The organism is Bifidobacterium pseudocatenulatum DSM 20438 = JCM 1200 = LMG 10505 (assembly GCF_001025215.1).
Lineage (GTDB): Bacteria > Actinomycetota > Actinomycetes > Actinomycetales > Bifidobacteriaceae > Bifidobacterium > Bifidobacterium pseudocatenulatum.
The window spans coordinates 1,345,246-1,370,650 of record NZ_AP012330.1 but is presented as its reverse complement, the minus strand read 5'-3'; the positions used below and the strand labels follow the sequence as shown (position 1 = coordinate 1,370,650).

Here is a 25,405-nt window from a genome sequence, read left to right as displayed (position 1 = left end):
GGCTTCCTTTCAACGGCCCTTGCGGGGCGTGCGGTCCCTGTTCTGGGTGGGTGGCATGTGGTTCTTCTGTTCGGCGAGGTTCTCGTTGAGTCGGGTCTTGAACCGTTCGAGCAGTGCCTTCTTCGACCGGATCGGCTTCGGTTTTTGCTCCTTGCCGGCCGGCATGGGATTGTCTGCTCTGTCCTGTGTCTGCTGTTGCTCGGCCTGCGCCCGGGCCTCGGCCGGCGTGGGTTCCGGTTGGTTTTCCGGCTCCGTTGCCGGCGTCTCCCGGCTTGGCTCGGGCGTCTGCGCACGGTTCTGCTCCTGGGTTTGCGCGCCCTGCCCGTAGTCGTCACGCAGGATGGCGTCGAGCTCGTCGCGCAGGCTCGGGGCGGCGGCCTTGCCGATGATCCGGTCCGCGAAATCGCGGCCGGTCTGCTCGTTCCATGTCGTGTCGCCCATGAGCTTGTCCCACGAGAGTTCGGGATGCCGGGCGGCGAGGCTGTTCGCGGCCATCTCCATGACCTCCGGATCCACGAAGTCCCATGCGATGCGCTGGGGCGGCATGGGCTTCGCGGCCGGTTCGACGGGCGTCTCCCGTGCCGGGGTTTCCGGTTCGTTGCGGGTCCGTTCCGTCGTCCGTTCCTGCTGTTCCGTCTGCTCGACGGCGAAGTCTTCGTCGGCGACGTCCAGTCCCATGTCCTTGAAAGCGCGTTGCACGGCGTGGCGGACGTGATCCTCGTCCCTGCCGGCGAAGTGCAGGATGAACTGGCCCCGGTCAGTGCGTTCGAGGTGATAGTCGATGCCGGCGGTCTTGAGGCTGCGCTGCACCTCGCGCATGGTCGAGTCGTCGAGTTGCAGCTCGTGCAGGTCGCCGTCCTTCTTCCTCTGCAATCGTTTCTCGGACATCTCGCCGCTGTCGATCCCGTCCTTCACGGCCGCGCCCGCGGCGTGCACGCCGGTCTTTGCGAGCTTCATACCGGAGCGGAGCATCGCCATGGCCACGCCCTTGGGGATTCTGAGCATGAGCTTCGCGCCTCCGGTGATGATGGTCTGGACGGCGTTCTGGATCTTCTCCTCAGCCTGTTCCTCGATTGGCATTGCGGTTCCCTTTCTGTTGTCGGTTGGTGTTTCCTGGGACGGTTCAGATGGACCGTCCACGCTTGTGCTGCTGTTCGCGCTGCTCGGTCTCCGTCTGCTCGCGGTCGCGGGTCGTGTGGATCTCCCGTTCGATGGCGGACAGCTCGTCCTCGTACCGGTCGCACAGGGCCTCGCGGCATTCCATCTCGCCGCGCGTCTCGGCCACGAGGTCGGGGTCGCCGCGTTGGATCGCGTCGTGCAAAGCGATGACGGCGGCCTGGAGCTCGTCGTGCGATTCGCGGACCTTCCCGCGCAGCAGCCTGAGTCCCTTGGCGCTGTCGCCGCCCGCGAGGCGGGTCCATCGGATCGCCGCGTTCAACGCCTTCGCCTCGCCGGCGAGGCGGTCGAGGCGGCGCGCCTGCGCCTGGTAGTACCGCTGCTGGGCCGGGCTGACCCCGTATCTGAGGGGCAGCCGTTCGGGCGTGGTCTGCGGTTCGAGCCGGCTCGTGGGCTCGCCGAACCACTGGTAGAGGCCGGTCGTCGGGGTCTTGCCGGCGTACCGGTTGGACGGGTCGAGGATGATCTGGTCGCGGTCGCGGGGAAGGAACGCGCGCAGCGTGGAGCCGCCGTCGTCCACGAGACGCTTCGCGTCGAACGTGATCTTCTTCCTTCGGTGGGTGCCTGGCAGCCACACGGTGACCGTCTTCCTGGTCTGTTTGGCGACGAGCCGGCGGTTGAACGTGATGGGGATGACGGGCGTGCTTTGCAATCCGGCCATGATGTTCGTCATGTCGTACGCCTGGCCGAGTTTCTCGTCGCGGACCTTGAAGCCGGTGTCCTTGAGCGTATATGTGAGGTGCCGGCCGCGGACCTCGACGCCGACGCCTCGGATGTCGAGCATGTCCCTCCAGTCCTCGAAGTTCTCCGCCGTGGACGAGGTCAAGTCGATCAGCATGCGGATCCGGTCCTTGGTCCCCATGCCCTTCGCGGCCGCGTAGATCTCCTCCATCGACATGCCGTACCGGCGCTCCAACGGCTCCCCGCCCGAGGCCTTCCGCGCCGTCGACTCCGGTTCGTTCGCGCTCCGCACGGATGCTTCATCGACGTATTTGGGATCGCGCGCCGGCGACGTTCCGTCGTCGCCTTCGGCTGTCGTACCGTCCCGCATCTTGCGCGTCTGTTCCTCCACGACGGGGTTGAACACGACGCTCAGCCCCTCGCGGCGGCATATCTCGTCGCTGACCGCGCGCCACTGGTCGATGATGTCCTTGGGCAGCTCGGCCTTCAGATGCTGCCCGTACCGGGATGCGGCGCACACCATGATGTGGTCGTGCAGGTGGTGCCGGTCGGTGTGCGTGGCGACCACGAACTTGTATTCGCCGCCGGTGATCCGGCGCGCGAACTCCACGCCGAGCTCGTGCACCTGCTCTGGCGTCACGGGGTCCTTGGGACTGAAGCTGAGCTTGATGTGGTAGGCCAGCCGGCTGTTCTTCCGGATGCCTTGCGGCGACCTGCGGTTGTCGTCGAGCATGCCTTCGGCCAGTGCGTCGTGGTCCGTCCTGGTCCGCTCGTAGTTCGAGCTGACCAGTCTTCCGCCGTCGGTCTTGGCGGGCTTGATGATGTACGCCATCGCCCCGTTGTCGCCGCCGAGATTCGATTTCACGGGCCTGCCGAGCTTGACCACCGCCATGCTCACGCGTCCTTCCGGGCTTCGCGCCTGTCGGCGAACAGGTCGCCGAGCAGCTGCTCGATGCGGTCGAACGACGCGCGGATCTCCTCCACCTGGGTGGGCGTGATGTGCTCGTTCGCATTGGCCCAGTGGGCTATCTGGTTGACGTTTACGCCGATGCGGTCGATCTCGCGCGCGATCGGCTCGGGGTCCGTCAACGGTCTGATCTCGGTGACGTGGATGCGTCGTTCGGACAGCATCCTGCGCGCGTAGGAGCTGAACGACCGGTGCTCCGGCGCGTACCTGGTCAGCTCCTCATACAGATTCCGCACCTGCTCCCACTCGTCCTGAGTGAACGTGATTCGCTTGCAGATGTTCCGATCTCTGCCTGCTGCCCAGCTCATTCCGCACCTCTCTTGGAGGTGCGGAGTTGGGTTTTCTGTGATGCCGCGCGAGCGGTCTGGAGGCTCCGCCGACTATGGGGCATGGGTCTTCCCGGCAAGCCGATTCGCATCGCGAATCGAGTGATTGTAGCTACAATCACGTCGCTTGCTACTCCCATATCAATTTCATTGATTGGGAGCGATTTCGCACGGCATGATTGCGGAATGCCGTGAAGGATAATCGCGTTCACTCCTTGCTCCTTTCGCCCATGGCCTTGAGGGAATGGCCGGTGTCTTACACCAATCGTCCGTCGTGGAAACAGCGGCGGGTTTGGACACTCGGAGCGCGGGAAATGAAAAGGCCCCGCGAAAAAATCGCGGGGCCGGTGGGTCGTTGGTGGCGCGTCATGTCCGTCATGCATACGGGCATGAAAAAGCCCCGGCCGTCTTGATGACGGTCGGGGCAGGGGTGTGCGGGTTCCTAGATGATTTGCATGTCGGAGCGGACGCGTTCCGCGGCGATGTCGATGTCTCCGGGCCATGAGGGCACGCCGAACGCGAGTCGCACGCGGTCGAACGTCTGCGGGTCCTTGAGCGGTTTGAACATGCCGCGGTCGACGTATCGGGACATGTCGAAGATTCCGGTCGCGCCGTCGGAGCAGGTGACCTTGAGCTTGTAGCCGGGCATGGGCTCGCATTGGGTCACTTTGATTGAATAGTCGATGGTCATGTCCGTTGCCTCCTTGTCAGCGTAGCGGGTCGATTCTGAATGGGTGCTCGAGGTTGAAGGCTAGCTCCCAGTCGGCTTCCAGCTCTTCGGCATGCAGCAGCACCCATGCCTCGACCAGTTTGCGCTGCTTGCGCGGGAGGTCTCCCTTGAGCAGATTGCCATCGAAGGTGAAGGACGCTTCATGTCCTTGGTATCTGGCGTGGATGTGCGGCGGAACATGGTCGTCCGCGTTCATGGTGATGATGATTCCGAAGAACATGCTGATGACCGGCATGTCCGCCTCCTTGTTTTCGTTGTCTTCCATTCTAGGATATTTTTCTTTTGACCGGATGGTCAAGTGAAAGCGCTAGCGGTGGTAGCGGGTTCCGTCATGAGAACGCGTCGAAACCACGGGTTTCGCTGCGCGGGCGTTGACGGGTTCCGCGTGCCGCTGTGATCAAGGCGTCAGCCGGCCGGTCAAAAGAAAATCCTCGGGATGCGCGCGGCATTGGTGCCGTGCTCCGTTTCCCGTCGGCGAGACGTGGCCTCCGTGCCACGGCGACGCCCTGTCGGGTCCGGGAACGGTTCCCGGCGCGTGGAGTCCAGAGGACGGTAGTCGTCCTCTGGCCGCCGGAGGCGCCGCCCGCGTCATGCGGGCGGCATCGGTCCCGGGGCGTCACTTGGCCGGGAACGGCGATGACGTTTTAGTCTTCGACGCTTGTCCAGTAGAGGCCGTCGTCAGGGATGTCGTCGACCTCGTCCCACATGGCTCGCGCCTGTTCGTCCCACCATCCCGCGTCGGCCCAATGCGCGTCGGCCTCGTCGTATCCGACGCTGCCGTTCGCCAGAGTCGCGTACCGGTCGAAGTCGATGCCCGTCGGGCATATGGCCTCCATCTGTTCGGCGGTCGCATAATGGAGGCTGTCCAGATGGTAGGCCTCCTGTCCGGGTTCCAAGTCGTGTGCGGCGAGGTTGGCACGCGCCGTTTCGGCGAGCTCGTCGTGTTTGGCCCGGAACCATTCCTCGGCCCTGTTCTTCTCCTTCATGTCCATGTCTCCTTTCATTCCGCGCGCCCGAACGGCTCGTCGGTGAACCACCAGTCCCTGATGACGAGCATCCACCCGTTCCTTTCGAGCAGCGGGTCGAGGTCGTCGGGCGTGATGATGTCGCCCGCGTGGAGACGCACGTCGCTCCACATCGCGTCGATTCGTCCCCCGTCGGTCTCGAAGACGGTGTGCTGCAATTCCATCGGTTCCATCTGCATGGTTCCACTCCTTAGTGTCCCGCCGGCGTTCCTGTTTTCCTTTCGCCGGATATGGGGCAGCCTCGCGGTCCCGCCGCGCGGTGGAGGACGCGTGGGCCGTGCCCGCTTCGGGATAATCGGGCGAAGCCCTCCCGGAGCGGAGCATGGAACACGCAGTTCCGAAGACGCGGGCGCGGGGCTGTGATGATGAACCATGGCCGGCCGACTGTTCCCTTCCAGGCGTCGACGCCTGGAAATCCCGGAAGGGTCGGCGAAGATAGCGCGCGGCCCAGGGCCGCGCTCCGTTTCCGGCGAAGCCAGGATCACAAGCGTGTGATCCTGACGGAGTCCGACTGTCCAAACCGGCGCGTGTCCAATCGCGCGACCATGGTTCCAGCCGGCTCGAAACCGGGAACCGATGAAAACAAGACTGGAAAGGAAACGGACCATGGCATCCGATTACGTGGACGACTTCCTGCGCGACGAACGCGAGTCGTTCAAACGCAAGGAGACGGCGGCGAAGAAGTTCGACAGCCGTCTTGACAACTTCCGCAAAAGCGCACAGGCGCTGCGCGACGCGGCGAGGCAATTCGAGGAGGCGTTCCCCGGCATGAGCCGGACGATGATCGCGGACAAGCTGGCGATGACCGGAACTGAGAAGAACATCGCGTTCGACGCGAAGGGCGAGCTCGTCGCCGCACCGGGCGGAAGGAAAACCCCGCCTGCCGAACCCGAACCGGAAACCGTCGCCGAATCGGATCCGGAGACGACCGGATCCGACGTCCAGGAGGCGGACGACGAGCCCGCCCCGAAGGACGCCGCCGAACCCGACACCTCGGACGACGGACGGCCCGCATGGGCGTCCGGCAACTACTGATGATCGGACGTGATGCGAGATGCGACTGATCATCGCCGAGAAGCACTCGGTCGGCCAGGCCATCGCCCAGGCGGTCGGCGGGCACATGGAAAAGCACGACGGCTATGTGCAGGTCGGCGACGACCTGGTCACCTGGGCGCAAGGACACCTCGTCGACCTGGCCGCGCCCGACGAATACAAGAACCACGACTGGGGAAAGTGGAGCCTCGACACGCTGCCCATCGACCCGACACCCGACTGGCAATGGAAGGTCAGCCGGGACAAGGGCGCAGACCGCCAGTACAAGGTCGTCGCAGGACTGATGCGCCGCGGCGACGTCGACATGCTTGTCGACGCATGCGACCCCGACCGTGAGGGCGAGGCCATCTTCCGTCGGATCGTGACGCATGTAGGAGTCTCCAAGCCGATGCGACGCCTGTGGGTCGCGAGCCTGGAGGAGGACGCCATCCGCGACGCCCTCGCGTCCATGAAGGACGAGACGGAATACCAGGGGCTCGCCGATTCGGCGATGATCCGCGCGAAGGCCGACTGGCTGATCGGCATGAACGCTTCACGCGCCTATTCGCTCGTCTACAACGCGCGGTTCACCGTCGGCCGCGTGCAGACGCCCACGCTCACCATGATCGTGGACCGCGACAGGGACATTACCGGCTACGTGGCCCGACCGTACTGGAAGGTCGTCGCCCCGATGGGCGGATGGAAGCTGGCCGGCGAACGACTGGACAGGCGGGAGGACGCCGAGACGCTGCTGCGGATCGTCAACTCGGACGACTTCGCCTTCTCGATCTTCAAGGCCGACCGCAAGCAGCAGCACGACGCGCCGCCCCGCCTGTACGACCTGACCGGATTGCAGAAGGACATGAGCCGGCTGCACGGCCTGACCGCCGCCCGCACCTTGGCCGCCTTGCAATCCCTGTATGAGAAAAAACTGGCGACGTATCCGCGCACCGACTCGCAGTACATCACGCACGACGACCTGGACACGCTGCGTGGCCTCACCGAAGGCGACCGGCTCGCCGCCGGCTTCATCGAACCGTCCGCGAAACCTGAACGGCCACATCTCGAACTGACCGTGAACGACGCGAAGGTGGCCGGCCACACCGCTATCCTTCCCACCATGCAGGCCGACAAGGCGGCGCTCGATGAGCTCGGCGACGACGAACGTCTCGTGCTGACGCGCGTGGTGCGACGCATGTGGGAGGCCGTGGGCGACGACTACGTGCACGACGTGACGAACGTCGTCGCGAACATCGACCCGCATTGGTGCGAGAAGCATCCGGACGAAGGTCGACTTCTGCCCGAGGGCGAATGCCGTTTCACCAGCCGTTCCGACCAGCCCGTCTCCCTCGGCTGGCACGCCATCGAGCATGCCGTCCCGCAGGAGGACCATGGCGAGGAGGACGAGGCCGCTGACAACATCATCCCCGCGAACCTCACCGACGGGGTCTCCATCGCGCCGGTCCCGCAAGGCGGGGCGACACTGTCCGAGGGAAAAACGAAGCCGCCGAAGCCATTCACCGAGGCGACGCTGCTCGCCGCGATGGAGCACGCTAGCCGCTGGGTGGAGGACAAGGAACTCAAGGCCGCATTGGACGACGACGAATCCCATTCCGGAGGCATCGGCACGCCGGCCACCCGCGCCGACGTGATCGAGAAGCTGATCCGCACAGGATACGTGGAACGCAAGGGCAAGCAGCTCCGCTCCACCGAACAGGGCCGATCCCTGATCGACGTGGTCGCCCCGAAGCTCAAGGACGTGGCATTGACCGCCGGCATGGAGCGACGCCTTTCGGAGGTCGAACACGGACAGACGGACGCCGCGGAGGTCGAAACGGAGTTCCGCGACCTCGCCGCCGGCATCCCGGCCGATGCCCAGGCCGCCGTCCGGCAGGACCATGTGCAGACGAGGAAACGGAACACGGAATCGTTCGGCCCATGCCCACGATGCGGCAAGCCCGTCGTCAAAACGGGCAAGGTGTTCCAATGCTCCACCAACCGGCGCGAGAAACAACCCGACGGCACATGGAAGACCACGGAGGGATGCGGCTGGAGCGCCTGGACGACCGTGGCCGGCAAGACCATCACCGACACGACCATGCGCGGCCTGCTCGTCGGCCGGAAGGTCAGCCTCGAGGGCTTCATCTCAAGGAAGGGCAGCAGGTTCGACGCCGCGCTCCTCATCGACAAGGACAAGGGCATCGCATTTGACTTCAACGACAACAAGGAAAGGAAAAGAAAATGACCGAATCACAGCAGACCATGACCGAATTCACCTACGCGACGGGGGAGAACCGACGTCACCGGCGACCGGTTCAGCCCGTCCGTGGTGCTCTTCTGGCTCAAGACCAGCGTCTCCGCGAGCAACATGCGCGTGATGTACAAAAGCCCGAACGAACACGATGAGCGCGCAGCGCGTCCTGATCCAGCAGCAGATGCTCGACCAGCAGCGCAAAGCCGACGCCGACGGCAACTCGCCGGCACAGTCCGAGTGACGAAACGGGTCACGGCCGCGGCCGTGACCCGGGAAACGCCGGGTCCGCCCTGTCGAAAACCGTGATTATACTAAAAGTATAATCACGGTTCGCGCAGGCGGATCCGGGTTTCTTATATCCAGGAGGGACCATGACGGAAGAGGATTGGAGCGAGACCAAGGCGTGGATGCGCGCGACGCGCGAACGCATCGGCATGACCCAGCACGACGCGGCCGTGCTCGCGAACCTCACCGTGGACATGGTCAAGAAATACGAGTCGGAGAAATACCGGATCCAACCCTCGGAAAGGATGCGGGAGATGCTCGAACACTATCTCGCCGAGCACAGGCGCGCCGTCGCGGCCATCGTGGAACGGCACAGGGGAGATGAGCGGGCCGTGCTCTCGTTCTCCCGCGTCTCCGACCTGCCCGAGGGGCTGCCCGACTGGGTCCGGGCCGAGGAATCCGTGAAGCGCCGCGCCGCCGCCGTGCGCGAGGCCGCCGTGCTGCTTGAGGCGGAGGGCGTCGCCGTCGACTACACCTATCTGTCCGAAGAAACGGAATAGAAGAGAGAAGGAAGGCCGATCATGTTCGGACTCTATATGCTCGCGATATACCTGGGCGTCGCCATCATCGCCGCGGGCTTCGTCTCACTGCTCGTCGTCGTCGCGTTGGCGGTGGGGCTGGTCACGCATCCCATCCGCACGCTCGCCCTCGTGTTCCACAAGCTCGCCGCCCTGGCCGCCGGCCTGGCGTTGATCCTCGCTTTGATTGTCTGGTTCTGGTACGACCACTCCAAGCCGGACTTTGTCCCGTGCTTCTGGGGATCCATCGGCGTGATCGTCGCGTCCATCCTTATCCGCGCGTTCGCCGAGTGGATTCTCGAACGGCCCACCAGGGCCGAACGCCGAGCCATGAAACGTGCCGCCGCGCAGGAAACCGGCCGGGTGACGATGCGCATGCCGGTATCGGAAGAGGTGGCCGCGGCGTTCGAATCGACCCGGGACGGCCGGCGCGCCTCCCTATGACATGCAGGCCGCAGGACGGAACGAACCGCGGCTGGAATAATGGACTTTGCAACCGGAACACGAAAAGAGGGACATGATGGCCAATCCCGAGCTATCGCAGCGCATACAGGAACTGCCCGAGGAACTGCTCGGCCTTGAACGCGAGCTGGGAATCGTCGAACGCCTGCGACGAATCGACGCGCTGAAGGACCGTGCCCGCGCACTGGACCCCCTGGACGGCGTCGAGGGCATGGCGCTGGCGGATTACGACCGCGACTGGCTGGTGCGCTACACCTACAATTCGAACGCCATCGAGGGATCCACGCTGACCTTGGAGGACACGTCCCTGGTTTTGGAGGGCGAGTTCGTCCCGTCGGATTCGCCGGCGCGGTACGTGTTCGCGGCGCGCGGTGTCGCGGATGGCATGGCCTACGTGCGCGAATACGCCCGGGAGGGGAGGAGACTGGATGAGGAACTGGTCCGGCGCGTCCATGAGGTGACTGCGCTGGACCTGCAGCCGTTCGCCCGTGGCACGTTCCGCCCCTACGGTTATCTGGCGAGGATCACCGCGACCCGCGTCAAGACCGCCGATCCGTTGGAGATCCGCGACGACCTGCGGGCCCTGATCGACGGGCTGGACGCGAGCGGCGCTCATCCGCTGCTCAGGGCCGCCGGCTTCCATGCGATGTTCGAGAATATTCATCCGTTCATGGACGGCAACGGGCGGACCGGCCGCCAGCTGCTCAATTTCATGCTGCTGAAGCACGGCTATCGTCCCGTGGCGATCAAGTATGACGCCAAGCGCGACTATGCCCGCAGTCTGGAGACCTGGCAGGTGGACGGCGATCCCGTGGCGTTCTGTTTCGTGTTCCTCGACTGCGTGGAACAGGAGGAACACGCGTTCATCGAACTGGTCGAGGGATTGCGTCGGAAGCCGGACGCCATTCGCAGCAAAACGGATCTGTTGGACAGGTTCGGCGACACGCTGCGGCAGAACCTTGCCCGGCAAGACGGGGATGGCAAGAGTGCCGGAATTGATCACGAGGGTCCTGGGTGCCATATGAGCCATTAGGCCGAAAGCACCGACTTGGAGTGGATGGGGAAGAACAAGGTGGTCGCATACCACCCTCAAGTGCCGTACCGTGTACTCGAACGCATCCCTGAAAAGAGCGTTTTGGATTCGCATGGATCCGATTGCGGCAACATGGTCATCCATGGGGACAATCTCGAAGCACTCAAGGCCCTGCTGCCCGAATACGAAGGCAAAGTGGATTGCATCTACATCGATCCTCCATACAACACCGGCAACGTGGACGAGCTCAAAGACGTGGATCTCATGTCCGAGGAATGTCCGATACGGTTCATCATCACGGTGGAGGCGTTGAGCGAGGGGCTGGGACTGCCCGTTCGCCTATGTCCTGGCAACCGTCGCGAAGTCGTCCACGAACTTTGCGGTCATCTGTATTTTCTTCTGTACGATGTCGTCCGTGTCGTCATTTTTAATGGCAGCGATGGCAAGCATGGTCTGGTGCTTGCTGCTGTTGACAGTTCTGCCCCTCGCCAGAAGCTGTTCGACCATCTCTTCGGTAAGGGGCGTACGGTGATGGATTCCGGGGGCTGAAACCGATTCCGTTATCTCGTTTTTTCGGTATTTCCGTATTCCGGTATCTTGGCATGCGTCATTTACCTACATTTTTTTGGTAAATGTAGATTCCTTCGACAGGCTGAAGATATCCCTTTAGGATTTTATCCTGACGAATTTTCTCCCCGAGGATCTTATCCGAATAGTCCAGTAGATAATCAAGAGTCGCCTGATACGGTTCGAGCATGAAGACGCATCGGCTTAGCGACTCCAGGTAATGAAGCCGCTTTCTGCGTTTCCTCTCATTGGATAATGGCTGCAAACCAGGTTCAGCCATTCCGTTGCGAAAATACTTATGCCACTTGCGCGACAATGAGGGGAACCTGATTTTAATCCATGCTCTTTGTGCCCAGGTTGGGGATACGCGTGCCGCCGGAAGCGTTATGAAGCATTCATCGTAGAATATGGAATTCTTATATATGGCTTCCCATATCGGCATACTTCCTTCAGCGTCTTTCATGGTCTGATTGACTCGTTCGGCCCATTTGCGGAACTTCTCATATGCCGAGGAGGCCAACCCGAGGAAGAAACCAAACAGTGCGCTGAAGAAATTCTGGAAAACCGGATTCGATTCACTTGGAATCAAGAAAATGGCAATCAGGCAAATGGCGCTCAGCCCGACGGCAATCGCAGCCGGTCTAATGCGGCGGATCCGTCGTCTATAGAAATCCGGATTCATATTCAGCAACTTGCCCAAGTCGTTAATCAAACATCCCGAAGCGGACTCAGGATACACCTTTATATCGCTGGCTGAATCCGCGGTTTGGTTTCCTCCATCGGTGTCATGTCTATCGAAAGCGTCCATGCCGAATACTGTCTTGTATGAGATGGGATTCTCCTTACCGAGATAAATAAGCGAAACCATCATACATAACTTTCTGATTGACGCTCATTCCGTCCAAAACGATATAAGCAGTCTCAAAGCGCGATCACCATCGGTTCGAGGGTCTTCTCGTTCATCGGTTTCTCCTTGTCTCGGTTTTCCAGTGTTTCCATATCCCGGTTTTTCGGTATGTAGTTCTTTCGGTATTTCGGTTTTTAGGTAAAACGGTTTCCCGGTTTTCACCGGTTCCGGTATCCCGTTCCAGCAGGATCTTCCTGAGCCTTTCCACCTCGTCCCGGAGCTTGCCGATCTGACGCTCCTTCTGGGCGATGACGGTGCGGTGGCGTGCCTGACGTGTCATGCGTGGCATCTGGCGAAAGGATTGCGACTGGAATGAAGGACTTTAGGAGCGGAATCAGGCGCGGCTCCGTCTAAGGGCCGTCGGTTTTGCTAGAATCTAAAGAGAAAAGGAGGTGCAATGTTCGGAACGATATCTGAATCCGAGATGCGCCGCCGCACGGAGAACGTCGGACTGTCGGTGCAGTCCGTGCGGCTGGAAGGCGGTGACGTGACGAGGGCCTTCATACGCGATGCCGGAGAATATGCGCGGGGGAGCATCGGCAGCGCCGAGCTTCTTTCCCGCACCCGTCGCCGTTACGGATTGGAGTGACGATGGCGCGTGTCTTCGATCCCTACCTGATTCCAGGAACGAACGTGCTGCGGAACCTTGTGGGCGCCACGGACAAGGATGCGCTGGCGGCTGCGGAGAACGATCTCTGCTCCGCCCGCGCCGCCATTCTGAGAGAGAATCTCCCACCTGCGGAGGGGACGCTGGAACAGCTTCGCCGTATACACCGGTTCCTCTTCCAGGACGTGTACGACTGGGCGGGGGAGATACGAACCATCGACATGGGCAAGGGCGAGGGGCTTCCCTTCCAACCGTTGGAGCTGTTTAGCATAGGGGTTCGCTACTCCGAGGGGGTGCTTCGCGGTGACGATCTTTTCAAAGGCCTCGGTCATGAAGAATTCGTGAAGCGTCTGAGCGTCAGCTACAACAACTTCAACATCCTTCACCCGTTCCGTGAGGGCAACGGGCGGACGCAACGCATTTTCTGGGAGATCATCGCGCGCGAGGCCGGCTGGCATTTTGATTGGGGACTCATCGACAAAAGGACGAACGATCAAGCCTCGATCGCGGGGATGCAACGAAACGACCTGCGTCCCCTTGAGGATATGTTCAGGAGAATCGTCAAGCCGTTGTCAGAACCGTTGACCATGTCGAATGATCTGGCCCATCTTGGTGAGTATGCGCAACCGGCGAACAAGGCATACGACATGTCTCCCGCACAGAGACAACATGTGTGCGAGCATTACTCCTATCAGCGTGCCATCGTTCCTCCAGGGCAGGAAAAGCCGAAACTCAGGCATAGGTCGAGATGATTTTCGGATAACGCCTCACGTATCTAAGTGTTGCGACGGCAGATGCCGCAACGCTTAGATGCGTGGGCCTGTTCCGTTTGATGCCGGTCTCCACCGGTTTTGGTTTTTCATTATTTCGGTTTTTCGGTTTTTCGGTTTTGGGTATGCTTATCCGGACTGGCTCCGCCCGTCTCCGTCGTCTTCGAGCTCTTCCAGTCTTCTCCGGAGTCCGGCGACGGTCTGCCGCAGCTGGTCGATTTCCTCTTCCTTCTGGGCTATCTGCGCCTTGATGCCGGCCGGATCCCCGGCGGGGAGATATTCGAGCGCCAGTCGTTCGGCGACGTCGCGCCTGTGCCTCGGCACCACGCGTTGGTAGCATCGGACGGCCACGTCGACATCCACATGGCCGAGCTCGTCCATGGTCTCGCGCAGCGTGCCGCCCTGGATCATGAACATCGTCGCGTGCGTCGCGCGCAGGGAGTGGAACGTCACGTCCTCGCGGTTGATTCTTTTCCTCGCGGTGCGGAACTGCCGTTGGATCGTCGTCGGGTTCAGGACCCGTTCCGGGTGCCTGACCGCGTGGAAGAGCATCGTGTCGGGATCCCTGTCGGGACAGAACCTGTCGATATGTTCCCTGATGAGACGGCAGACCGGGGCGGGGATGGGCACGACTCGGTGGCTTTCCGGGGTCTTCGTCTCGTCGAGCCGGTATTCGCCCAGATCGTCCGGACCCTGCGTCACGGAATGCCGCACATACAGCAGCCTGTGGTCGAGGTCGATGTCCCTGAGTTGCAGTCCGCAGACCTCTCCGATGCGCAGCCCGCCCACCAGCAGCGCGAGATGGATCGACAGACGGTAGTATTCCGGGAAGCCCTCGACCAGCGTGTCGATCTCCTGCCTGGTCATCGGCGCCTGCTCGCGTCTTTTGGACGGTCTCTTCCTCGTGACGAGATTGCATGGATTCGAGGACAATAGCGGCGGACCCCCGTCCGGCTGCCGCTCGGTCGCGGCCCTCATCACGCGCTTGAGCAGCCAGACCGCGTGCTCGAGCGCGGAGGGACGTACCTCGTCGCATGCCTTCGCGTACCATTCGTTGACGAATTCCTCGGTGATGTCGCACATGGGCGTCTCGCCGAACCAGGGGAGCAGTTTGTCCAACGCCGCCTTCTGGATCCGCTTGCTTCTGCCGCTCAGCTCCGACCCGTCCTTCTTCCGCAGGTCGGCGACGAAACGCGTCGCGTATGAGGAGAACAGGACCCTGCCGTGCATCGTCCTCGCCGACGGATGCGTCCACCTGCGGATCCCCTTTTTATGGTCGATGACGAGCGCGTGCTCCTCGTCGAGCCAGCGGTACGCCTCGGTCTGGAATTCCAATCCGAATCGGCGGTAGATTCTTTGCCTGGGATTGACGGGACTCTGGTATCGGGCCTGCCAGGAGACGATCCTTCCGTCCGCGTCTTTGCAGGCGACGACGCATCCCCATTTTCGTCTTTTCCTGTCTCCATTGGCCATCGGTTGTTTTGTCTTTCTCTACTTCTTGAAAAACCATTAGAAGAAAGAGTAATTGCCTACGCCGGTGATTTTGAATAAGGTGCTATCCTTCGGCCGTGGGGATTCTATTTTTCGGGAAAATCGGGATTGTTCAGGGCTCTTGGAGCGGTTTTGACTGGGATTTCAACAATCTTCAGTGATCTGTTTCCTAGTGTCGCATCCCAGAGAAGAAGCATCATGCGCATGTCACCTTCGGTGGTGCGCATGATAACTGTAGTCATGGTTCCTAGTGTCTCATGGGCTTGAGACCAGGCGGTAGCCCATTGACGAGTTCGGGGCTAAGTTCGACGGTCACATGAAGTATTACTGCGAAGGCGGATTCGGGAATCCACTAGGGTTTGGATAGGGCCGAATGGGTCTCGCAGGAGCTTGGACTATGCGTCACGAGCGGTTCGGGAATTATATGCCCCTCTACCTTTATGCAGACAATCAGCGAAAACCTTCAACGGCATTCTCAACAGCGCAAAACAGGCATAGTCATAATCTGAGCAATCAACGGCAATGGTGAAACACGTGACCTTACACTGCACATGTAGTCCCCAACACGCCAGACGCTTACGATTATGACCACATCAACTTCGCAGAATACTCACGAAACAGATACCGCAAACAACGCATCATGCACCACCATCAGCACCATTCTCACACTGGCCATACCAACGTTCGGGCAACTTATCGCCGAACCAGCATTCGTGCTCATCGACACCGCCATCGTCGGACATATTGGCGGGCAGGCGCTCGCCGGTCTGTCGGTCGGGTCAACCATTGTGCTCACTGTAGTGGGGCTATGTGTGTTCCTTGCGTATAGCACCACATCGCAGGTGGGGCGTCTTTTGGGCGCTGGCAAACGAAGAGAAGGCTTGGAAGCAGGCGTTGATGGTCTGTGGCTGGCTGGAATCATTGGCGTGGTGGTGTCTGTGGCGCTGTTCGTTATTGCACGCCCGTTGTGCATGGCCATGGGAGCCCAAGGGAGTGTGCTGCATAACGCGGTTGACTACGTGCGTGCCGTGGTGTTCGGTATTCCCGGCATGTTGCTGGTGTATGCGGCCAACGGTATTTTCCGCGGACTGCAGAAGGTTCGCATCACGTTGGTAGCTGCTACGCTGGGTGCGATACTCAATACGTTGCTGGATCTGCTGTTTATTCTCGGATTCGGTTGGGGTGTGTTTGGGTCTGGAGTGGCCACGCTGATTTCGCAATGGTTCATGGCAGTGTTGCTTATTGTTCCTGCGATGTTGTGGACTCGTGCGGAAGGTGCCCGTTTACGGCCGCGTTTGTCAGGAGTGTTGAACAGTGCTGGCGATGGTGCGGTGTTGTTCTTGCGCACGCTTGCGTTGCGTGCATGCCTGGTGGCGAATGTGGTGCTGGCTACGCATATGGGCGTGGAAGTGTTGGCTGCGTATCAGGTGGTGAATTCCAGTTGGAATTTCGTGTTGAACATGCTTGATGCCATTGGTATTGCCGGTCAGACGTTGGTTGCCGCGCAGATTGGTGCCCGTCAAGAGGATGAAGCCATGCGTTTGACGAGAATCGCTGGCAGGGCAGGATTATGCGGAGGAACGGTAATCGGTATTGGTTTGATGATTGCCGGATGGTGTGCGTCCCCGCTGTTTTCTCAGTCGATTGAGATCCAGCATTTGCTCACTGTCGGTATGGTGGTTGTTGGCGTGACATTGCCGTTGGCTGGTTGGATGTGGGCTGTTGATGGCATTCTGATTGGGGCAGGGGATTACCGTTATCTTGCATTGACGTGTACGGCGACGGCTGCAATATATGTACCCTGTCTTGCTGCGATTGGTTGGATATGCGATGCGATGCAGGCGTCTTCCGCGCTGCGTATGGCATTGCTGTGGCTTGCGGTGAATCTGTTATTTGTAGGATTGCGTGCCATTTTCAATGGGTCCCGTATCGGAACTTCCACATGGTTGCATATCGCACATTGAAATCAGCTTGTGATGGCAGTTTGACATGACGTGAGATGGGCGATTCCTGCAAAATAAAAAATCCCGCATGATTCCGGCGAACCGAATCATACGGGATTGTTATATGCGGACGAACTTAGGAATGAGTCCTAAGAACAGGCTCTGGCAATTCAGGAACGCTTGCGCTTGAACACGAACAATGCCCCTGCTGCGACAACCAGAACAGCGACCACCACAACAACGCCGATTACGTTGGAACCGGTGTTGGCAGTGTTTGCCTTCTTGTGTGCGGCAGGCTTCGTATTCTGCTTGTCATCATCCTTCTTCGGTGCGTTCGGAGTGCTGTCCTTGATAGTCACAGTGAAACGCACGCGTGCACCCTGGTTGTAGAACACCACCACAGAACCGGTGCTGCCGGTTTCGCGACCATTGAGGAATGCGCTGCTCAACACGATGGAACCGTCATCGGCCACGGTGTAATCCGTGCCGGCGGTCAGTGACTGGTAGTCGTACTGCACGTCTTCCACGGTATTGCCATTGGGGTTGATGCCAACGGTCAGACCGTTGGCGTTGGCGCTCTTCTTATCGCTATCATACTTGTCGTAGTCGAATGCATCGCCATTCGTCAGCTCAGCATTCTTGATTTCACCATCATTCAGCAGCCACACCTGAGTGCCATGGTACGGGTTTGCGGTGCCAATTGCCAGACCGGAATCGGTGACGGCGAACACGCGTAGACCGTGGTTGTTGTTATCTCCGAAACCGTTACGGCTGATGGTCTGGAAGTTCGTGCCATCGGAGGAGACGATCAGGTCAAAGCCACGAGTCTCATCGTTGGAGTAATGCAGGTAGCTGAGCACGCCCACGAAGTCGATGAAGTTCTCCAGATTCTCTTCGGTAAGCCACTTGTCGAGCTCGTTGGTAATGAATTCCGGCAGATACTGCTTGTTCTTGTTGTACAGGTCGAGCAGCCGCTGCAGGGATGCGAGGAACTGGTAACGATCGTCGAGCGTGTAGGTTTCAGCGGCCTGCGGAGCGACACCGTCAGGGGAGACCACGTCGGTCTGCTTGGAGTTGAGATCAGCGCCCATGTCCTCCAGCAGCTGCTGCATGGTAGCCACGTCAGCGGCCACTTCGTCGGTCTTGCCGGCTTCTTCAACTGCCTGTGCAGCTTGATCGCTCTCAGATGCTTCGCCTTCGTTCAACGGCATGATGTCATCATCGCTCGGCTTGGTGGTTTCCTGAGATTCGGACTCGGAAGGCTTGGAGGCTTCCTGAGAGTCCGTGTCGATAGTACCGGAAGTGCCGTTCTGGTCATTCTTCTTCAGAGAGTCGAAGAAGATCTTGATGTATTCGATCTGCTTCTTCCACTCTTCCGGAGTACGCTTCAGAATGTCGCCGTTGGCGAACTGGGTTGCCGGGTATGCAAGATCACTGATGTCGAAGGTGCCGACGTACAGCTTGCCGTTGTAGGACTGCATACGCCACACATACTGGTTCAGGTGACGGCTCTGCTCGTCGCTGTCGCCCAAGCCGGACAGCATGGTATTGCCATCGATGGTGCCTTTGGAATCGCCGAAGTACTTGTTGTTGGCTTCGCCGGCGAGCATTTCGAAGTTTTCGTTGCCGTCTTCGTCAACATCCATACGCCACAGGTTGACCGGGCTCTCCAGATCCTTGTACAGGTCGGAGAAATCCATCTGCATGGCCTTCTCCAAAGCGTTCATCGGATCGTTGTAGCCGCCGATGTACAGGTGGCCCTTGTATACCACCATGTTGGCTGCGCCGGAACGACTCGCTCCGAAACCCCACTCGTACTTGGCGCCGTCTGCCGGATCGCCGACCAGCGGCTTGAAGGTCCACTTGCCGGTTTCCTTATCTTGCGTGCCGCGCACGAGTGCGAAGGATTGCTTGTTGTTCTTCGCGGTTCCAGTCACCATAGTGACATAGAGATTGCCCTTGAAGCCGACCATATCCCACACGCATCCACCGAACACTCCATCAGTTACAGCGCATGCCGGATAGTTGTACAGGCCCTCGGTCTGGGTAGCGATAGTGGCGAAAGAATCCTGGCCTGCTGACGGGTTGGAAGAAGCCACAATAGTGGCACCGTTATCGGTGATCATGCTGGCGATAAGCTGATTGTTGACCACGGTCAAACCACGGATACCAGCAGTGTAGCCCTTCTTCAGACCAGTGGTCATGGCAGCGGAACGATACACGATTTCAGTGGCATCACCACTGTTCGGATCAACTTCCAGCAGGTACGGCTGACCCTTTGCGGCGGCAGCAAAGTACAGCTTGTCATGGAATTCAACGGCTGCACGATAGCCGTTGACCGCATGCTCTCCGCCAATCGCATTGACGATGATCTTCACTTCACCGGTCTTGACGTTGATCTTGAGCAGCAAGCTGTGGTTCTCGCCATTGTCGAGGAACAGCTCGCCGTTGAACGCAACATCCAAAGCGGCCTTGATGCTGGCATACTTGGTGCCCATGGTGTTAGCCATGTATTTCAGCGTGGAACCCATTGCGGAATAGCAGGTGCCCACATACATCCAGTCGCCGTAGCCGGCCGAAGCCCATGAATAGTTCTGACCACGCTCGGGCAAACCCTGCGTGAGATCATCAATGGATTCACCGTTCAAAACGTTTACGATACCGTCGTCTTCGCCCAGCCCTGCATTGGGGTGCGAAATCTTGGTGGCCGTATAGCCGGCACCAAGTACGGTGGTATTCGAGGATTCATTAGCATTGGCGCTGCCTACTACCGGCAGCAACATGGCGCAAGTCGCAAGCGTTGCGATTGCAGCATTAATCATTTTATGGTGGTTGACCATATTTTCCCTAATCTCGTATACTCCGAAAAGATATCCCATCGTATGGCATATCCAATGAAAAAATACCAAAAAGGGTTGACCTAGGGTGCTATACGAAAAACATCGGGAACAAATCTCACCAAGTAGTGTTGCGCTAACTAGTATTTGCGTGACTTTGCGGATGTGCGCATGCGAAATCAGGCTTTAGAAGCGCGTGCGACAAGCCGCTTCTGCACGTAAAGTCCAATGGACATTGTGCAATGGCGGAATCAGATCGTTAACCGTCAACATGCATAACGAAATCAGCGGCGTAGCCAATGAAACAATGTGAAAATGTTTGACAAGTGCGAAAAACAGGAATACGAAACCCGCAAATCCCAGAATATCGGACGCAAAAATATCGTATCCAAACGTGTCGAGAGTACTGGGGTGGCCAGTCAATGCAACGACTACATCGGGAATCCCATCGCGCACGATATTCAACAGAAGAAAAGCGATGAGCGTGGTGCAGCCTCGTTTTACAATCTTGCGAGGGTTGGCGTCGGAGAAGACCAGATTCGACCCGAGACTGATCATGAACACGGATGGTCCAAGAATGCACAGATACAGAAACACTTGCCCCACTAGCTGATTTCACCTTGGAAGAAATTACCGTCAAGCACTTCGTAGAGATGCGCCGAGGGAAGACCGAGAGGGGCGGAACGCGCAAGATCGAAGCTGCCGTAGTTATTTTGTCTGCTCTCTCATGATTACGTTATGCTCACTCCAGTGCCCGAACACTCCCTTCATACCCGAAAAGGAGGAACATGCGATCCGCCAAATGGGCTTCCGTCGACAACGAATGCCAGAGAAAGCCCGTATCGCCTACCTTAATCAGCAAGCAGAATCGGCGTGGTTCTACCTTAAAGCCACTGGCGTCATGCTTCGAGTGTGGTGTTTGCGGGCTGTGTTTTCTCTGTGCATATGAAACGTGCCACCAGGCGGTCGGATGACGCTTGCGGAGGGATGTCTTGTGCACAAAAATGTGTCGTACGAGCGCTTAAGCTTGGTTATCCCGCTTACGTATGGTAGATTCCGTGCTTTATCCTGAGACATCTCGCTTATATATGGCAGGTCAGGTTGTCATGACAGCTGTTCTCATACCCCCTAAGTACGCTTTTCCGAGGTGTATCTGCCATACATAAGCGAGATAGGGATAAAAGGGGGTATCGATGTCCGAGAGAACGCGTCTTCATTATCCAACGGTGTATGTGGTTCATACGGAAGATAAGAACAGGTATAAAAGCGTTCCTGACTATACGGTATACGTGGGGGAGACGAAGGTCGCCGCGGCGCGCGACCACGTCGAGAACGGTCTGACCAAGGCGGAGGTCATGGCCATGCACGGGATCGCGAGCGTCGCGCCGTTGGAACGCTGGTGCCGCGAATACCGGGCCGGAGGTCCGGAGGCGCTCGGGCCGAGGCCCAAGGGCAGGCCCAGAGGCTCGGAATCCAAACCGAGACCCGAACCGACGCGCGAGCAGGAGCTCGCCGAACAGGTCGCCTATCTGAAGGCGAAGGTCGCGTACCTGGAAAAACTCCGGGCCCTGCGGGCGTCCAAGTCACGCGGCGCGAGCGAAGCGCCGTCGTCCGACTGCTCGCAGGGCGGGGACACCGGCTCGACCACCTCCTGAGGATAGCGGGACTGGCCAGATCCACGTACTACCATCACCTGTCGCATCCGGAGCGTGTGACGCGGGCCGATCTCGAGCCATTGGTCGGCGAGATCTGGGGACGCACGCCGAACGGATGCGGCCACCGACAGATACGCATGTGCCTGGTCCACGAGTTCGGACGGAAGGTGTCGGCCAAGAGCGTGCCTGGGGTCATGCGGCGCATGGGACTGAGATGCGCCATCCGCTCCAGGAACCCGTGGAGGAGGTACAGCTCGTACAGGGGCGAGACGGGCGATCACGTGCATAACCTGCTCGAACGCGACTTCGACTCGGCCCGTCCGTTCTCCAAGCTCGGGACCGACGTCACCGAGTTCAAGGTCGCGGGCGGCAAGGCGTACCTCGCTCCCGTGTACGACATGGCCAGCAAGGAGATCGTGGCCTGGGACGTGAGCCGCAGTCCGGACCTCGGGCAGCAGAGGCGCCTGCTCGCCGGCGCGGAGCCAATCCTGCACTCGGACATGGGATGGCAGTACCAGCACCGATGGTGGAGGGACGAGCTCGAACGCCTCGGCATCCGCCAGTCCATGAGCCGCAAGGGCAACTGCCTGGACAACGCCGCTACCGAGCAGGTGTTCGGCCACTTGAAGGACGAGTTCTACCGAGGCCGGGAGTTCGACTCGTACGAGCGGTTCAAGCGCGAACTGGACGCCTACATCATCCATTGGAACACCAGACGGCGTCAGATACGACTCGAGGGACACACCCCGGAGGAGTTCCGGAGCATGTCCCTCGCGGGCTAGGGCTGTATCCTAATTAACAACGTCCAACAAACGGGGCGCAATTCAGTCTCGTGGAGGCGTGCGTCGTCTCTTTTTGGAGGCGTTTGGGTTTTTCTGGTGGTGGCCTTGATAGATCGGCGTGTGCCTTTGGAATAATGATATGGAGGTTTCATCTCACTCGACGTCCGGCTGGGTTGCATTCGCGGGGGATCGGCGCTATTCTGTAACAGCGAAATAAGCTGGACTTCGTTCGGTTCGCTGAGGCCATCCCGTGGATGCGGGGTGGCCTCAGTGCTTTCATCGCCGGATTGGGGGAGGTCGAATTCATGTCGTTGCGCAAGCCCTACAGGAGTGTGGACGAACAGCTGCGCATTTTGCGCTCCCGTGGCATGGCTGTCGATGCCGGTGCGGGTCATGTGCTCAGGCGCGAGGGCTATTATCCGATCGTCAATGGCTACAAGGATTTGTTCCTCGACTGAAAGGCATGCCTGACCGCTGGTGATGACCGGTACGGGACGGGCGCGCGTTTCGATGATCTGTACGCCCTGTTCCTGTTCGACCGTGAGTTGCGTGAACTGTTGTTTTCCGCCATCACACGGGCGGAGGCCGCGCTCAAGGCAGTATGCGCGCATGAGTTCACCAGGCTGCACCCCGACGAGGTCAACCCGTATCTCAATCCCGACTATTATGATTCCAGGCGCCGTCCGAGCGCCGTGGCGTTGATCGACAAGGTCTTCAAGCGGATACTTGAGTTGGACGGCAACCCGCGCAACAGGGGCGACTATGGCGGCAAGGCGTATATCCGCCATTGCATGGAAGACCACAACGGCCAGGTCCCGTTGTGGGTGCTGGCCAACCATCTTTCTTTCGGCCAGACGGTATGGTTCTTCCAAGTCCAGTCCCCGGCCGTCCGATTGGCGGTCGCCGAAAGTTTCACCGGTTTGTATGCGGACACGCACGACGGGCCGCGGCGTATCACCATCAAGCGGTTGGACAGCATCTTCAACAGACTGGTGTTCTACCGCAACCTGTGCGCGCATGACGAGCGCTGCTATTGTGCCCGGTACGATGGGCGCGCTAACGAGAACGTGTACCAGGCCATCGGTGATCTTGGCTATTTGCTTGACAAGGACGATTACTTGGAATTGTTCGGTCGCTTCTCCGCATTGGTCGCACGGGCGACCTCCGCCATGCCGTCGCGGAGACAAGCGATCCTGTCTGCTATGGGCGTGCGCGAACGGGAACTGGCCGACAGGGCGGAAATCATACTGCGCAGCTGACCGTTCCTGCCATTGGGACGGTGGCGTCGCAGGCGGCTTTGGACTATGAGCCAGCTGATCTGGGCTGTCTGCAATAGGCCTGTGGGATTCGGGGTGCCATTGGCGGCTGGGACGGTTGTATGGGCCGCGTATCGTTCTGTCTATTGTCCGCCATGGAGACGTGCTGCCGGGCGAATGCTTCTGGGCACCACCCAGGCGGAACATCATGAAACCACAGGGGGTATTGCACTTTTCCGTGCCGGTCGGCGAAGACGCTGAGCGCCGGCAGGGTGGTGGAACGTTCCCGGATTATTTTTGGGTGCCTGTAGGTGCCTCGTGGAAGACGAGACTGATCGGCAGGTTTCCCAAAAATTGAAAACCTTGGAATAAGGCCAAAAACAGCTGACCACGATTATCATCGGAGGCGCGCATGATGATGGTAGTCATGATTTTCATGCTTATGCCCCTGTGGGATCTGCTCGGCCGTGAGGACTATTCTCGGAGAGGCGCGATGTCCGGGGTGGTTATTTCCAGTTGAACGTGTAGCTCTGGTCCGACTGTTCCTCGCCATGGGTGGTGACGGTCGGGATGTTGCCGTGCCAGGTTACGGTGAAGTTGTCCGAGTCCAATGATTTGCCGTCGTTGTGCAGGTCCGTCTTGATTTCTGTGACGTTCTCGGCTCCGATGACGTTGGAATCGGTGTCCCAGGAGACTTTGATCGTGATGGTGCTTGGGCCGAAGAACATGGGCGAGCCCAGTTCGCCGATGGCCACTTCGCAGGTGCCGTCAGAGGATGTCGTGTTCACGATGCTGTGGGGCATGTCTATTTGCGTCCATATGAGGGTACAGCCGCCGGCCCAGACCAGTGCGAGTACAAGGACGATATGCTCGATAATGCGCGCCGCTTTATGCTGTTTTGGTAATGTTCCTGTCATCAATGCCCCTGCAATCGTGCCGCGCCTCTTTTGTCTTTGAAGTAGTTTATCGATGTTCTGGATGGTTCGAGGTTATACGGTGTTTTGAGATTACCATACCTGACATGGCAGTGGGATTGTTCCTTCTTGTCTAGGCGCCACCAAACAAGATATCGCCAAACGGCTCGGACCGAGCGAGACCACTGTGCGCCCCTGCATATCCGAGTTTTTCACGGCGCTCGGGTACACGAACCGTGGCGAGCTGACCATCACCGCCATTAAAGCCGGATACTGATTGGTTTCTGACTTGAATTTCGGTGCATGGTAGAGTGTCCTTGCCGTGAATCCCATCATCTCCCATCGAGTCGGGGAAATGCGGAGCAAAAACAGGTTATATCATAGATTGAGTTGTTGAACTCAACAAGTAAGCGCACCACGTAGCAGTGTCTTCGCATACAAGAATCGGATCCGAACACAATTATTCAGACCCGATTCTTGCATATAGGAGCATGAAAGCGTCGGTTTAGCGCTCGTGATGGTCGATGTGGTCGGACGCCACGTCGCCGATGGTCTGCACGATCTGTACGAGGATGACGCACAGAATCACAGCCACGGTCATCACGTCGTACTGGTAACGCTGGTAGCCGTAGCGGATGGCGATATCGCCCAAACCGCCTGCGCCGACGGTGCCGGCCATGGCGGAGAAGCCGAACAGGGTGATGAACGTCAGTGCTGCGCCGCGCACCAGCGACGGCAGGCTTTCGAACAGCAGCACTTTGAACACGATCTGCAGATTGCTGGCACCGAAGCTTTGCGCGGCCTCCACCAGACTTCCGTCCACTTCGGCGAGCGACTGCTCCACCACGCGTGCCACGAACGGCGCCGCGGTGATGACCAGCGGCACGATGGCTCCCGGCACGCCGAGCGAAGTGCCGACAATCAGTCGGGTCAACGGGATGATGGCCACCAGAAGAATGATGAATGGTACGGAACGCACGATGTTCACGATCCAGCCGAGCACGGTGTTGAGTGTCGCATTCGGGCGGATGCCCTTCTTTGCTGAGGTGATGAGCAGTACGCCCACAGGTAGGCCGATCACATACGCGAGTAGCGTCGCTACCGCGGTCATGATGATCGTGTCACGTACTCCCTCGACCAGCAGTTCGCCATAATCGGCGATGAATTGCGAGATAATCTGTCCCATT

The 25,405-nt window shown here is 59.4% G+C and carries 28 protein-coding genes and 1 pseudogene; 13 read left to right on the top strand and 16 right to left on the bottom strand.

Annotated features, from left to right (window positions below; genetic code table 11):
* Positions 1–9: 9 nt before the first annotated feature.
* From BBPC_RS05780 to BBPC_RS05745, 7 genes are all read right to left on the bottom strand, one after another.
* On the bottom strand, positions 10–1,080 hold the full coding sequence (locus BBPC_RS05780; RefSeq protein ID WP_033524059.1) for a PcfB family protein: 1,071 nt from the start codon (positions 1,078–1,080) through the stop codon (positions 10–12).
* A 43-nt stretch (positions 1,081–1,123) separates the two neighbouring features.
* Positions 1,124–2,749 (bottom strand): relaxase/mobilization nuclease domain-containing protein, encoded by a 1,626-nt coding sequence (locus BBPC_RS05775; RefSeq protein ID WP_004222595.1) that lies wholly within the window; start codon positions 2,747–2,749, stop codon positions 1,124–1,126.
* 2 nt (positions 2,750–2,751) lie between these two features.
* Complete coding sequence (locus BBPC_RS05770; protein WP_033524058.1) at positions 2,752–3,132, bottom strand: MobC family plasmid mobilization relaxosome protein; 381 nt, start codon at positions 3,130–3,132, stop codon at positions 2,752–2,754.
* 460 nt (positions 3,133–3,592) lie between these two features.
* Positions 3,593–3,841, bottom strand: a complete 249-nt coding sequence (locus BBPC_RS05760) for a DUF2442 domain-containing protein (protein WP_004222590.1) — start codon at positions 3,839–3,841, stop codon at positions 3,593–3,595.
* Positions 3,842–3,857: 16 nt separating this feature from the next.
* Complete coding sequence (locus BBPC_RS05755; protein WP_003830718.1) at positions 3,858–4,145, bottom strand: DUF4160 domain-containing protein; 288 nt, start codon at positions 4,143–4,145, stop codon at positions 3,858–3,860.
* A 379-nt stretch (positions 4,146–4,524) separates the two neighbouring features.
* The gene (locus BBPC_RS05750; protein ID WP_004222584.1) at positions 4,525–4,884 is read right to left on the bottom strand and encodes a hypothetical protein; all 360 of its coding nucleotides are present in this window, start codon (positions 4,882–4,884) and stop codon (positions 4,525–4,527) included.
* Entirely contained in the window at positions 4,881–5,084 is a 204-nt protein-coding gene (locus BBPC_RS05745) for a hypothetical protein (RefSeq protein WP_004222579.1), read from the bottom strand. Before BBPC_RS05745 ends, BBPC_RS05750 begins: the two co-directional genes overlap by 4 nt.
* Positions 5,085–5,511: 427 nt before the next feature.
* Between BBPC_RS05745 and BBPC_RS05740 the strand changes: the two genes are divergently transcribed.
* The 6 genes from BBPC_RS05740 (at position 5,512) to BBPC_RS09990 (ending at position 11,038) form a co-directional block, all read left to right on the top strand.
* The gene (locus BBPC_RS05740) at positions 5,512–5,940 is read left to right on the top strand and encodes a hypothetical protein (RefSeq protein WP_033524056.1); all 429 of its coding nucleotides are present in this window, start codon (positions 5,512–5,514) and stop codon (positions 5,938–5,940) included.
* A gap of 19 nt (positions 5,941–5,959) precedes the next feature.
* Positions 5,960–8,182: a type IA DNA topoisomerase gene (locus BBPC_RS05735; RefSeq protein ID WP_033524055.1), complete on the top strand. Its 2,223-nt coding sequence runs from the start codon at positions 5,960–5,962 to the stop codon at positions 8,180–8,182.
* A 380-nt stretch (positions 8,183–8,562) separates the two neighbouring features.
* Positions 8,563–8,976, top strand: a complete 414-nt coding sequence (locus tag BBPC_RS05730; RefSeq protein WP_004222569.1) for a helix-turn-helix domain-containing protein — start codon at positions 8,563–8,565, stop codon at positions 8,974–8,976.
* Between the two features lie 21 nt (positions 8,977–8,997).
* Complete coding sequence (locus tag BBPC_RS05725) at positions 8,998–9,438, top strand: hypothetical protein (RefSeq protein WP_004222568.1); 441 nt, start codon at positions 8,998–9,000, stop codon at positions 9,436–9,438.
* 76 nt (positions 9,439–9,514) lie between these two features.
* On the top strand, positions 9,515–10,489 hold the full coding sequence (locus tag BBPC_RS05720) for a Fic family protein (protein WP_141639783.1): 975 nt from the start codon (positions 9,515–9,517) through the stop codon (positions 10,487–10,489).
* Positions 10,490–10,513: 24 nt separating this feature from the next.
* The gene (locus BBPC_RS09990) at positions 10,514–11,038 is read left to right on the top strand and encodes a hypothetical protein (RefSeq protein ID WP_004222565.1); all 525 of its coding nucleotides are present in this window, start codon (positions 10,514–10,516) and stop codon (positions 11,036–11,038) included.
* 58 nt (positions 11,039–11,096) lie between these two features.
* On the opposite strand, the gene BBPC_RS05710 is transcribed toward BBPC_RS09990, so the two are convergent.
* Together BBPC_RS05710 and BBPC_RS09645 are read right to left on the bottom strand one after the other, a co-directional pair.
* Positions 11,097–11,927, bottom strand: coding sequence for a hypothetical protein (locus BBPC_RS05710; RefSeq protein WP_004222563.1), 831 nt, complete (start codon positions 11,925–11,927; stop codon positions 11,097–11,099).
* A gap of 88 nt (positions 11,928–12,015) precedes the next feature.
* Positions 12,016–12,243, bottom strand: coding sequence for a hypothetical protein (locus BBPC_RS09645; RefSeq protein ID WP_141639771.1), 228 nt, complete (start codon positions 12,241–12,243; stop codon positions 12,016–12,018).
* A 117-nt stretch (positions 12,244–12,360) separates the two neighbouring features.
* On the opposite strand from BBPC_RS09645, the gene BBPC_RS05705 reads away from it, so the two are divergent.
* Both BBPC_RS05705 and BBPC_RS05700 read left to right on the top strand, forming a co-directional pair.
* Entirely contained in the window at positions 12,361–12,552 is a 192-nt protein-coding gene (locus BBPC_RS05705) for an antitoxin VbhA family protein (RefSeq protein WP_004222561.1), read from the top strand.
* Positions 12,553–12,554: 2 nt separating this feature from the next.
* Entirely contained in the window at positions 12,555–13,322 is a 768-nt protein-coding gene (locus BBPC_RS05700) for a Fic/DOC family protein (RefSeq protein WP_004222559.1), read from the top strand.
* A gap of 147 nt (positions 13,323–13,469) precedes the next feature.
* Here BBPC_RS05700 and BBPC_RS05695 read toward each other — a convergent pair whose 3' ends face one another.
* A complete protein-coding gene (locus BBPC_RS05695) occupies positions 13,470–14,813 on the bottom strand; it encodes a tyrosine-type recombinase/integrase (RefSeq protein ID WP_004222558.1) in 1,344 nt (447 codons plus the stop codon).
* Between the two features lie 104 nt (positions 14,814–14,917).
* Positions 14,918–15,073, bottom strand: coding sequence for a hypothetical protein (locus BBPC_RS09925; protein ID WP_004222556.1), 156 nt, complete (start codon positions 15,071–15,073; stop codon positions 14,918–14,920).
* Positions 15,074–15,415: 342 nt separating this feature from the next.
* Between BBPC_RS09925 and BBPC_RS05690 the strand changes: the two genes are divergently transcribed.
* Positions 15,416–16,795, top strand: coding sequence for an MATE family efflux transporter (locus BBPC_RS05690; RefSeq protein ID WP_004222555.1), 1,380 nt, complete (start codon positions 15,416–15,418; stop codon positions 16,793–16,795).
* Between the two features lie 149 nt (positions 16,796–16,944).
* Here BBPC_RS05690 and BBPC_RS05685 read toward each other — a convergent pair whose 3' ends face one another.
* Together BBPC_RS05685 and BBPC_RS09835 are read right to left on the bottom strand one after the other, a co-directional pair.
* Positions 16,945–19,614: a X2-like carbohydrate binding domain-containing protein gene (locus BBPC_RS05685; RefSeq protein ID WP_033524054.1), complete on the bottom strand. Its 2,670-nt coding sequence runs from the start codon at positions 19,612–19,614 to the stop codon at positions 16,945–16,947.
* 183 nt (positions 19,615–19,797) lie between these two features.
* Positions 19,798–20,175: a hypothetical protein gene (locus BBPC_RS09835; RefSeq protein WP_151245239.1), complete on the bottom strand. Its 378-nt coding sequence runs from the start codon at positions 20,173–20,175 to the stop codon at positions 19,798–19,800.
* Positions 20,176–20,897: 722 nt separating this feature from the next.
* On the opposite strand from BBPC_RS09835, the pseudogene BBPC_RS05675 reads away from it, so the two are divergent.
* The 4 genes and pseudogenes from BBPC_RS05675 to BBPC_RS05665 form a co-directional block, all read left to right on the top strand.
* Positions 20,898–21,266, top strand: a pseudogene (locus BBPC_RS05675) (transposase); the annotation flags it as partial.
* Positions 21,227–22,048, top strand: a complete 822-nt coding sequence (locus BBPC_RS05670) for an IS3 family transposase (protein ID WP_080704293.1) — start codon at positions 21,227–21,229, stop codon at positions 22,046–22,048. The pseudogene BBPC_RS05675 and the gene BBPC_RS05670, both read left to right, overlap by 40 nt.
* A gap of 254 nt (positions 22,049–22,302) precedes the next feature.
* Positions 22,303–22,506: a hypothetical protein gene (locus tag BBPC_RS10065; RefSeq protein ID WP_072043452.1), complete on the top strand. Its 204-nt coding sequence runs from the start codon at positions 22,303–22,305 to the stop codon at positions 22,504–22,506.
* Between the two features lie 9 nt (positions 22,507–22,515).
* Positions 22,516–23,307, top strand: a complete 792-nt coding sequence (locus tag BBPC_RS05665; protein WP_072043451.1) for an Abi family protein — start codon at positions 22,516–22,518, stop codon at positions 23,305–23,307.
* 288 nt (positions 23,308–23,595) lie between these two features.
* On the opposite strand, the gene BBPC_RS09920 is transcribed toward BBPC_RS05665, so the two are convergent.
* The 3 genes from BBPC_RS09920 to BBPC_RS05655 all read right to left on the bottom strand — a co-directional run bounded on the left by BBPC_RS09920 (position 23,596) and on the right by BBPC_RS05655 (position 25,404).
* Positions 23,596–23,733 (bottom strand): hypothetical protein, encoded by a 138-nt coding sequence (locus BBPC_RS09920; RefSeq protein ID WP_163237493.1) that lies wholly within the window; start codon positions 23,731–23,733, stop codon positions 23,596–23,598.
* Positions 23,734–23,810: 77 nt separating this feature from the next.
* Positions 23,811–24,221: a hypothetical protein gene (locus BBPC_RS05660; RefSeq protein ID WP_004222545.1), complete on the bottom strand. Its 411-nt coding sequence runs from the start codon at positions 24,219–24,221 to the stop codon at positions 23,811–23,813.
* A 502-nt stretch (positions 24,222–24,723) separates the two neighbouring features.
* Positions 24,724–25,404, bottom strand: coding sequence for a methionine ABC transporter permease (locus BBPC_RS05655; RefSeq protein WP_004222544.1), 681 nt, complete (start codon positions 25,402–25,404; stop codon positions 24,724–24,726).
* Position 25,405 lies beyond the last annotated feature (1 nt).

What these genes read in the sequence shown, in the direction of transcription:
- BBPC_RS05760 (WP_004222590.1), bottom strand. Translation starts at nt 3,841, where the DNA reads ATGACCATCGACTATTCAATCAAAGTGACCCAATGCGAGCCCATGCCC.
- BBPC_RS09920 (WP_163237493.1), bottom strand. Translation starts at nt 23,733, where the DNA reads ATGACTACCATCATCATGCGCGCCTCCGATGATAATCGTGGTCAGCTG.
- BBPC_RS10065 (WP_072043452.1), top strand. Translation starts at nt 22,303, where the DNA reads ATGCGGGGTGGCCTCAGTGCTTTCATCGCCGGATTGGGGGAGGTCGAA.
- BBPC_RS05700 (WP_004222559.1), top strand. Translation starts at nt 12,555, where the DNA reads ATGGCGCGTGTCTTCGATCCCTACCTGATTCCAGGAACGAACGTGCTG.
- BBPC_RS05725 (WP_004222568.1), top strand. Translation starts at nt 8,998, where the DNA reads ATGTTCGGACTCTATATGCTCGCGATATACCTGGGCGTCGCCATCATC.
- BBPC_RS09990 (WP_004222565.1), top strand. Translation starts at nt 10,514, where the DNA reads ATGGGGAAGAACAAGGTGGTCGCATACCACCCTCAAGTGCCGTACCGT.
- BBPC_RS05695 (WP_004222558.1), bottom strand. Translation starts at nt 14,813, where the DNA reads ATGGCCAATGGAGACAGGAAAAGACGAAAATGGGGATGCGTCGTCGCC.
- BBPC_RS05750 (WP_004222584.1), bottom strand. Translation starts at nt 4,884, where the DNA reads ATGAAAGGAGACATGGACATGAAGGAGAAGAACAGGGCCGAGGAATGG.
- BBPC_RS05775 (WP_004222595.1), bottom strand. Translation starts at nt 2,749, where the DNA reads ATGGCGGTGGTCAAGCTCGGCAGGCCCGTGAAATCGAATCTCGGCGGC.
- BBPC_RS05755 (WP_003830718.1), bottom strand. Translation starts at nt 4,145, where the DNA reads ATGGAAGACAACGAAAACAAGGAGGCGGACATGCCGGTCATCAGCATG.
- BBPC_RS05685 (WP_033524054.1), bottom strand. Translation starts at nt 19,614, where the DNA reads ATGGTCAACCACCATAAAATGATTAATGCTGCAATCGCAACGCTTGCG.
- BBPC_RS05770 (WP_033524058.1), bottom strand. Translation starts at nt 3,132, where the DNA reads ATGAGCTGGGCAGCAGGCAGAGATCGGAACATCTGCAAGCGAATCACG.
- BBPC_RS05730 (WP_004222569.1), top strand. Translation starts at nt 8,563, where the DNA reads ATGACGGAAGAGGATTGGAGCGAGACCAAGGCGTGGATGCGCGCGACG.
- BBPC_RS05710 (WP_004222563.1), bottom strand. Translation starts at nt 11,927, where the DNA reads ATGATGGTTTCGCTTATTTATCTCGGTAAGGAGAATCCCATCTCATAC.
- BBPC_RS05745 (WP_004222579.1), bottom strand. Translation starts at nt 5,084, where the DNA reads ATGCAGATGGAACCGATGGAATTGCAGCACACCGTCTTCGAGACCGAC.
- BBPC_RS05740 (WP_033524056.1), top strand. Translation starts at nt 5,512, where the DNA reads ATGGCATCCGATTACGTGGACGACTTCCTGCGCGACGAACGCGAGTCG.
- BBPC_RS05780 (WP_033524059.1), bottom strand. Translation starts at nt 1,080, where the DNA reads ATGCCAATCGAGGAACAGGCTGAGGAGAAGATCCAGAACGCCGTCCAG.
- BBPC_RS05655 (WP_004222544.1), bottom strand. Translation starts at nt 25,404, where the DNA reads ATGGGACAGATTATCTCGCAATTCATCGCCGATTATGGCGAACTGCTG.
- BBPC_RS05690 (WP_004222555.1), top strand. Translation starts at nt 15,416, where the DNA reads ATGACCACATCAACTTCGCAGAATACTCACGAAACAGATACCGCAAAC.
- BBPC_RS09645 (WP_141639771.1), bottom strand. Translation starts at nt 12,243, where the DNA reads ATGACACGTCAGGCACGCCACCGCACCGTCATCGCCCAGAAGGAGCGT.
- BBPC_RS05705 (WP_004222561.1), top strand. Translation starts at nt 12,361, where the DNA reads ATGTTCGGAACGATATCTGAATCCGAGATGCGCCGCCGCACGGAGAAC.
- BBPC_RS09925 (WP_004222556.1), bottom strand. Translation starts at nt 15,073, where the DNA reads ATGACTACAGTTATCATGCGCACCACCGAAGGTGACATGCGCATGATG.
- BBPC_RS05660 (WP_004222545.1), bottom strand. Translation starts at nt 24,221, where the DNA reads ATGACAGGAACATTACCAAAACAGCATAAAGCGGCGCGCATTATCGAG.
- BBPC_RS05735 (WP_033524055.1), top strand. Translation starts at nt 5,960, where the DNA reads ATGCGACTGATCATCGCCGAGAAGCACTCGGTCGGCCAGGCCATCGCC.
- BBPC_RS05720 (WP_141639783.1), top strand. Translation starts at nt 9,515, where the DNA reads ATGGCCAATCCCGAGCTATCGCAGCGCATACAGGAACTGCCCGAGGAA.